The sequence below is a fragment of the Microcoleus sp. T2B6 genome, from assembly GCF_036700475.1.
In the GTDB taxonomy this organism is placed as follows: domain Bacteria; phylum Cyanobacteriota; class Cyanobacteriia; order Cyanobacteriales; family Microcoleaceae; genus Microcoleus.
Map to the genome: position 1 here is coordinate 177 of NZ_JAUBOZ010000197.1, position 5766 is coordinate 5942.

The window sequence follows — 5766 nt, forward strand, 5'->3', positions numbered from 1 at the left end:
CCGGAAGTATGGTGCGTCGCTATGAGATTTTATATCGTATTTGAATATTTGCGATCGCGACGCACCCTACGGCTTGACAGAAACCGGAAGTATGGTGCGTCGCTATGAGATTTTATATCGTATTTGAATATTTGCGATCGCGACGCACCCTACGGCTTGATAGCAACCGGAAGTATGGTGCGTCGCTATGAGATTTTATATCGTATTTGAATATTTGCGATCGCGACGCACCCTACGGCTTGATAGCAACCGGAAGTATGGTGCGTCGCTATGAGATTTTATATCGTATTTGAATATTTGCGATCGCGACGCACCCTACGGCTTGATAGCAACCGGAAGTATGGTGCGTCGCTATGAGATTTTATATCGTATTTGAATATTTGCGATCGCGACGCACCCTACGGCTTGATAGCAACAACGCGAATTCGGCGATAATCTGCAATCCAATTACCATCGCGGTACAGCGTCGATCGCAAACGCTCTGCAACGGAGTTAATTACCTGCGATCGCACATTATTAGACAACCCCGATAAAAACCCACCAGCAAACATCTCAATCCAATTTACCATACCCGCGCTGCCACCTTCTAGAGGAGTCGGTCGATCGAACAAAACCGCATAACCCACATCAAAACCCTGCTTTTCCAAAAGCCCAGCATACTCGCCAATACTCGGAAAATACCAAGGATTAAGCGCTTCAGGCTCCTCGCAGCCAATTTCTGACAAAACACTCAAAAGTGCGCGGACGATCGCCCCCACGTTCCCCTTACCGCCAAACTCAGCCACAAAACGCCCTCCCGGCTTCAGCGCTTTTTCCACACAATTAATCACAGCATCCGGCTGTTTAATCCAGTGCAAAACCGCATTAGAAAACACAGCATCTAACGGCTCTCCTACTTTAAAACTCCTCGCATCTGCGGCAGCGAATTTAATGTGAGGATAGTTAACTTTTGCCGTGGAAATCATCGACAAAGAGGAATCAATACCTTGCACACAAGCACCACTTTGAGCAATCTTTTCAGTTAACTGTCCCGTACCGCAGCCCAAATCCAGAATTTGTTCACCAGCCTTCGGAGCGAGTAACTCCAAAAGTGATTCGCCGTACTGCCAAACAAAAGCATGATTTTGCTCATAAAGAGCTGAATTCCAATAATTTTCTGACATCTCTTCTCTTCTTTCCTCTTTTTTTCTCTTCTCTTCGCGTTCTTAGCGCCTTCGCGGTTCGTTATTAAATTATTTGCCAGCAAGCAGATTAATTGCATTCCCATCAATACGGCAAACTCTAATATTTTCCAAAATCCGGGCTCCCTGCTTTTCATAAAAAGCAATTCCGGGCGCATTTGCAGTATTAACAGTCCATTCCATACGGCCGCAATTTGTTGACTCAGCAATTTGTGCCAAATACTTTAACAGCGCTGTCCCGACTCCCATACCGCGCATAGGAGCTTGCACAAATAAATCATCAAGCCAAAGGCACGGCTGCGTCAATAAACTTGAATAGGACGAATAAAAAAGAGCAAATCCTACCGCTTTTCCCGCAACTTCCGCCAACAAAACCCGCACTAGCGGAGGCTGGCAAAACAACGTTTGCTGCAATTTATCTGCTGTTGCTGCCAACAAATTTTTAGAGCCATCAAACTCGCTTTTTTGAGAAATAAAATCCACGATTAATTCCAAATCTGCCACATCTGCTTCTCTAATTCTGATATCCAAATTAGCCATTGTTTAATTCTCAACTTCGCCTATTAATCACTGTATGAAATATCATCATCAATGTCCAATATATGTTTAGCTAACCATTTATACTTTTAAAATATAAATGATTGGGACTTATGGAACTTCGGCATTTGCGTTATTTCATTGCAGTTGCAGAGGAACTGAATTTCACTCGTGCAGCCGAAAAACTGCATATTGCCCAACCTCCGCTGAGCCAACAAATCCAGCATTTAGAGGCAGAGTTGGGATTTCAACTGTTTCGCCGCACCAAGCGGACGGTGCAGTTAACGGCAGCGGGACAGGTTTTTTTCGAGGAAGCCGGGAAAATTCTGCAGCAAGTCGATCGAGCAATTCAACTCGGCAGACAAACCAGTCGGGGCGAACTCGGCCAACTGACGATCGGCTTTGTGAGTTCTGCAGCACACAACGTGGTTCCAGCCATTTTGCAGGCCTTTCGCACTCGGTGTCCCGCCGTCAAGCTCGAACTGCACGAGCTGACAACAAACGAACAGTTGCAGCGGTTGCGGTTCGGGCAAATTGATATCGGCTTCGTGCGCCCTCCGGTTGAGGAAGACGGGATAAATTCTGAAATCGTTTTTCGAGAACCGCTGATCGTGGCACTGCCAGAAACGCATCCGGCGGCCGATCGCACGCATCTTGAATTACGCGAACTTTCCACCGAACCGTTCATTTTGTTTCCGCGTTCCCAGGCTCCGGGACTCTACGATGCGATCGTCAGTCTTTGTCAGCAAGCAGGTTTTAGCCCTCGCGCGGCTCAAGAAGCAATTCAAATGCAAACCATTGTGAGTCTGGTAGCCGCCGAGATGGGAGTGGCGATCGTTCCGGCGTCAATGCAAAATTTCCAGCGCAGCGGGGTTGTTTACAAAGCGTTACCAGAATCAACCTGCATTGTGGCGATCGCTCTAATTTGGTGCAGCGATCCAACGGCGGCGGTGCAGCGGTTTTTGGAAGTCGCCAGACAAATCAGCGGATTTGAGATTTGAGATTGTAAATTTTAGATTGACTGGCAATTTGACAAACTTATCAAAACTCAAAGATTTTCTGTGCAACAACACCCGTAGAATGATTAATTGATGCTCGGAGTTCGAGCAACTACTGCCGTAAAAGTCGGTACGATGCGACCCCAACGGCTCACAATATCCCATATAAATATTAAGTACAAGAGAGCAAGGGATGGTATTGGCAACAGAAATGGGTTCGTCCCAACCGGAATCCTCTTTCGATTTATCTACTTATCTAGTCAAGCGAAAAGAGGCGATCGAGGTAGCTCTCGACAGTGCACTGCCGGTCATCTACCCAGAGAAAATCTACGAAGCAATGCGCTACTCGCTGCTAGCGGGGGGCAAGCGCCTGCGTCCGATCCTGTGTCTGGCTAGCTGCGAACTGGCCGGCGGCACTACATCTATGGCAATTCCGACAGCTTGCGCTTTGGAAATGATCCACACGATGTCGCTGATTCACGACGATTTGCCGGCAATGGACAATGACGACTACCGGCGCGGCAAACTGACGAACCACAAAGTCTACGGCGAGGATATTGCCATTTTGGCTGGCGATGGTTTGTTGACCTATGCTTTTGAATTTATCGCCACTAAAACTGAGAATGTACCCCCCCAACAGGTGTTGCAGACGATCGCCCATTTAGCGCGGGCATCGGGTGCTGCTGGACTTGTAGGCGGTCAGGTGGTTGACTTGGAATCGGAAGGAAAGACAGATGTTTCTCTGGAAACTTTGAATTACATTCACGCTCACAAAACAGGCGCGCTGTTAGAGGCCTGCGTAGTTTGTGGGGCAATTCTGGCCGGGGCTTCGGCTGCGGATTTGCAGCGGCTGTCTCGTTTCGCTCAAAATATTGGGTTGGCTTTCCAGATCGTTGACGACATTTTGGATATTACTGCTACCCAAGAAGAACTGGGCAAAACTGCTGGCAAAGATGTTCAAGCAGGAAAAGTCACTTATCCGAGTTTGTGGGGAATTGAGGAGTCTCGGCGCCAAGCTTCGCAGCTTGTTGCTGATGCTAAGGCTCAATTGGCAGTGTTTGGGAGTAAAGCTCTACCGCTGCTGGCGATCGCCGATTATATTACCAGCCGCAGTAACTAGAAATACTAAACACTATGCAGGAAATTTGCAGCGGCATTTTAAACAATCATGTACTCGTGGTTGCTTTGATCGCTTGTCTGGCGGCTCAGATCATGAAGTTGCCGATCGAGTTGGTCAAAAACCGCAAGTTTAATCTTCGGTATTTGGTAACAACGGGGGGAATGCCCAGCGCTCACTCGTCTTTTGTGGGCGCTTTGGCTGCTGGAGTGGGACAAACGATGGGATGGGAAAGTCCAGAGTTTGCGATCGCTGCGATCTTTGCAATTATTGTGATGTATGACGCAGCAGGCGTCCGCCAAGCTGCAGGCAAGCAAGCTCGCATCCTCAACCAAATTATTGACGAGTTTTTTGAGGAAGATCACAACCTTAATGAAGCTCGCCTGAAAGAGTTGCTGGGACACACTCCTTTTCAAGTGCTTGTAGGTTTGGGGCTGGGAATCACTATTGCTTGGATCGCAGGGCCTGCATATTAAGTTTTAAGTACGGAGTAAATTTGGGGCAGTGGTGTTTTTTGACGAGTTGGAGGTAAAAGTTGGTGGCGGGGATTAATAGTTCGGCAACTCATCCGTCTCTAGCTCAGAAAAGCACCCGAACTTTTTGGAAGTTTATGGCAATGCCTATTCCCTAATTAAGCACTTCAAAAAGTTCAAAAAGTTTTTTCACTTCCCACTCCTTGGAATTGTTTTGCTATGCTCCAAAGACTATATGTACACAACTTCAGATGCCTAGAAAACTTTGAACTGCCGATAAAGGGGATGCCATCTGCTCTCTTGATTGGAAAAAATGGTGCCGGTAAATCAACTACTTCGGTTGTCTTACAGGTATTTCAGTCCATCGGTCGAGGCATAAATAGAGTTCGCGATCTTGTCAATGTAAAAGATTTTGCTCGTGGCAGGTCGGATGTCCCAATCCGGTTTGAAATAGAAGTCTTACTTAACGAGAAATTATACAAATATGTCCTTGCCTTCGAGTTGCCAGAAAAATCTAAAGAGCTTCGAGTTTTTGAAGAGGAATTGCTAGTTGGAGGAACTCCAATTTACTCCCGTAAAGAAGCCCAAGTCACTTTTTTTCACACCAGTTGGCAAAATCGTGAAGCTCAGTTTATGGTGGGTTGGCATCTTATTGCCTTGCCAGTAATTCAGGAGCTATCTGAGACAGATCCTCTACATATTTTTAAGACTTGGCTCGCACGCACGATCATTTTAGCCCCGATTCCCAGCTTGATGAGTGGAGACTCAAACGGTGAAACTTTGGAGCCAAAGCGAGATGGTTCAAACTTTGGGGAGTGGGTTTCGGGCTTACTGAGTCGCTATCCTGCAGCCTACACACAGGTTGATAAATATCTCCGAGAAGTCATGCCTGACATTCAGGATTTTCTGAATGAACTAATCGGCAAAGACTCGAAAAGCATGATTGTTCGGTTTGAAGCAAATAATGCGAATCTAAGTATTGAATTTAATGACTTATCTGACGGGGAGAAATGCTTTTTTCTTTGCGCTGTTGTCTTGGCTGCCAACAAATTTTATGGCCCCCTTTTTTGCTTCTGGGACGAGCCAGATAACTATCTATCCTTATCGGAGGTTGGACATTTTGTAATGTCTCTGCGACGCTCATTTAAAAATAGCGGTCAAATCTTAGTGACATCGCATAATCCTGAAGCAATCCGCAAGTTTTCAAATGAAAATACCTTTGTATTAGATCGCAAAAGCCACTTAGAGCCAACTTTAGTCAGACCGCTGAGTGAGATGTCTGTTAAAGGCGACCTGATAAATGCCTTGATTGGTGGCGACATAGAGCTATGAGTAATAAGTATCAACCGCACATTCATGTGTTGGCGGAAGATGATGCTAATCGCAGGGTAAACGCATCTTAACTTTCCCCCAAAATATGCTACAGTTAAATTCGACTAAATTTCAATGTAGTTTTTTGT

Annotated in this window: 6 protein-coding genes; 4 read left to right on the forward strand and 2 right to left on the reverse strand. The window is 46.2% G+C overall.

Annotated features, from left to right (window positions below):
* Positions 1–398: 398 nt before the first annotated feature.
* Complete coding sequence (locus tag QUA00_RS35950) at positions 399–1163, reverse strand: methyltransferase domain-containing protein (RefSeq protein ID WP_333140778.1); 765 nt, start codon at positions 1161–1163, stop codon at positions 399–401.
* A gap of 69 nt (positions 1164–1232) precedes the next feature.
* On the reverse strand, positions 1233–1721 hold the full coding sequence (locus QUA00_RS35955) for a GNAT family N-acetyltransferase (RefSeq protein ID WP_333413329.1): 489 nt from the start codon (positions 1719–1721) through the stop codon (positions 1233–1235).
* Positions 1722–1831: 110 nt separating this feature from the next.
* Here QUA00_RS35955 and QUA00_RS35960 point away from each other — a divergent pair, with 110 nt between their 5' ends.
* The 4 genes from QUA00_RS35960 to QUA00_RS35975 all read left to right on the forward strand — a co-directional run bounded on the left by QUA00_RS35960 (position 1832) and on the right by QUA00_RS35975 (position 5638).
* Positions 1832–2719, forward strand: coding sequence for a LysR family transcriptional regulator (locus QUA00_RS35960; RefSeq protein WP_333413331.1), 888 nt, complete (start codon positions 1832–1834; stop codon positions 2717–2719).
* Positions 2720–2909: 190 nt separating this feature from the next.
* Entirely contained in the window at positions 2910–3836 is a 927-nt protein-coding gene (gene crtE / locus QUA00_RS35965) for a geranylgeranyl diphosphate synthase CrtE (RefSeq protein ID WP_333140772.1), read from the forward strand.
* A 14-nt stretch (positions 3837–3850) separates the two neighbouring features.
* A complete protein-coding gene (locus QUA00_RS35970) occupies positions 3851–4309 on the forward strand; it encodes a divergent PAP2 family protein (protein ID WP_333140770.1) in 459 nt (152 codons plus the stop codon).
* A 216-nt stretch (positions 4310–4525) separates the two neighbouring features.
* Positions 4526–5638, forward strand: a complete 1113-nt coding sequence (locus tag QUA00_RS35975; protein WP_333413334.1) for an AAA family ATPase — start codon at positions 4526–4528, stop codon at positions 5636–5638.
* Positions 5639–5766: the final 128 nt, after the last annotated feature.

Excerpts from the sequence above, each read along its gene's own strand:
- QUA00_RS35970 (WP_333140770.1), top strand. The coding sequence starts at position 3,851 with ATGCAGGAAATTTGCAGCGGCATTTTAAACAATCATGTACTCGTGGTT.
- QUA00_RS35955 (WP_333413329.1), bottom strand. The coding sequence starts at position 1,721 with ATGGCTAATTTGGATATCAGAATTAGAGAAGCAGATGTGGCAGATTTG.
- QUA00_RS35950 (WP_333140778.1), bottom strand. The coding sequence starts at position 1,163 with ATGTCAGAAAATTATTGGAATTCAGCTCTTTATGAGCAAAATCATGCT.
- QUA00_RS35960 (WP_333413331.1), top strand. The coding sequence starts at position 1,832 with ATGGAACTTCGGCATTTGCGTTATTTCATTGCAGTTGCAGAGGAACTG.
- crtE (WP_333140772.1), top strand. The coding sequence starts at position 2,910 with ATGGTATTGGCAACAGAAATGGGTTCGTCCCAACCGGAATCCTCTTTC.
- QUA00_RS35975 (WP_333413334.1), top strand. The coding sequence starts at position 4,526 with ATGCTCCAAAGACTATATGTACACAACTTCAGATGCCTAGAAAACTTT.